2 protein-coding genes are annotated in these 1557 nt (G+C 35.1%); both read right to left on the bottom strand.

Annotated elements, in window-relative coordinates; genetic code table 11:
- Positions 1–363: 363 nt before the first annotated feature.
- A complete protein-coding gene (locus DK861_RS05650) occupies positions 364–999 on the bottom strand; it encodes an SMI1/KNR4 family protein (RefSeq protein WP_202608124.1) in 636 nt (211 codons plus the stop codon).
- Positions 1000–1001: 2 nt separating this feature from the next.
- On the bottom strand, positions 1002–1557 hold a 556-nt coding region (locus DK861_RS05645; protein WP_204101253.1), incomplete at its 5' end, for a NucA/NucB deoxyribonuclease domain-containing protein.

Raw genomic sequence — 1557 nt, 5'->3', positions numbered from 1 at the left:
TGTGCTATTGGTGTAATAGGTGTGGTCGCCCTCTTCAAATCCTTTTGCTCGGCTACCATTAGCATTAATATTTACCCCAACCCCCCCCGAGCCCACTGTGACGCCAACACCAACAGAAGTGCTTTTGCTGCTGTTTTTACTGTCTATCGTCTCTTGGTTTTGTGCTGATTGTAATGTGATATCTCAAGTTGTATCTGGTGACTGTAATAAACACAAATCATAACTGCTATTTCGCTGAGATAACTCAGATTTACACTGAAATTCAGTTCATTCTTCTAGCCGAATAACTATTTATTCAACTGGTGGAGAAAGAATAAATCCACTCAGTAGGCTCCTGTGTGGAATTGGGATGACTATCTATAACTAGTTTCTTGTATCAATAGAAATTCTTGTACCATCTGGAATATTTCTAATTTGTAATGCAAGATGCGCTCTAAACTTCATCGCATCTATAGAATTTGATAGATATAAATTTTCTAATGTATATTCCCCACCTAAAACAAATGGGATCTTAGGAATTAGCCTATGCATTGATGGAATTTTTCCATAAATATTCTGCCATTGATTAGCTAATGAATACCCAGTTAAAAAATTATAATCATCTAAAATTGCTTTACTCCACTCCTCAAAACTTCCCGCCAACTCACTAAATGAACCTGTCTCTGGATCAAAAACTTGAATCAGATCATCTTTAATACAGAACTGATTTCCAAAAATATCTTCTGCAAAAAAAAATGCTTCTAGTGCCATATCCTTATATGCAGAAATCCACAGTCTATTATTATTCCAATCAATTACACCGACCTCCTTATCCATACTCTCATATGGAAATAAGTGTAATGCTGATTCAAATCCATAAAAACCGTTCTTTTTCTCTAGCAAAAAAACCAGTTCATCTATTAATGATTGCCCATAACTTGATTCAATATTTTTTTTCAATTGATTAGGAGATATGTCATCACTACAAATTGATAATAATTTATCTATAAAAAATCCCATTCTTATTTTCCTCTATCTTTTTCTTGTTTTCCGGATGATACATCTGATTTTATAATGACAATTGTACCATCAGCGAACTCACGGCATTGGTGACCAATGCACGAACCAGCGCCTCTATTATCAGATGGTGAGATTAATCTAACTGAGGCACCTGTACCACCCTCTTTAAACATAGCAGGAGGATATTCATCACGATCAGAACCTTTAACTGGGTCAATATTCTTTAATGATTCTCTTCTTCTTTTGGCTGCACCATCACGATCTACTGTCAGTATATTAGGATGACCTGATTTTTGGGCATCCTCGATATGCTTAGCAGTTTCTGGATATTTATTTTTATCAACTATAATAACTTTTGGCTCATTGTCTTTTATTGATGTATTAACAGAAGATTTACTTTCAAAATCTTTGGATGTATTTCCTTTAACGGCTGTTGATATAACAGTAATTCCCGTATTCTTACTAGGTCCTGCTGTGCCAATACTATCAAAACCTTCCTTACTTCCTAATGCAACTCTTGCTCCAAAAGTTGCTGAATTGAAAATACTTTGGGCACTT

Source organism: Proteus sp. TJ1640, from assembly GCF_003144445.1.
GTDB classification, from domain to species: Bacteria; Pseudomonadota; Gammaproteobacteria; order Enterobacterales; family Enterobacteriaceae; genus Proteus; species Proteus penneri.
Note: the sequence above shows the minus strand (reverse complement) of the source record. Positions and strands in the feature narration are given on the sequence as shown.

Excerpts from the sequence above, each read along its gene's own strand:
- DK861_RS05650 (WP_202608124.1), bottom strand. The coding sequence starts at position 999 with ATGGGATTTTTTATAGATAAATTATTATCAATTTGTAGTGATGACATA.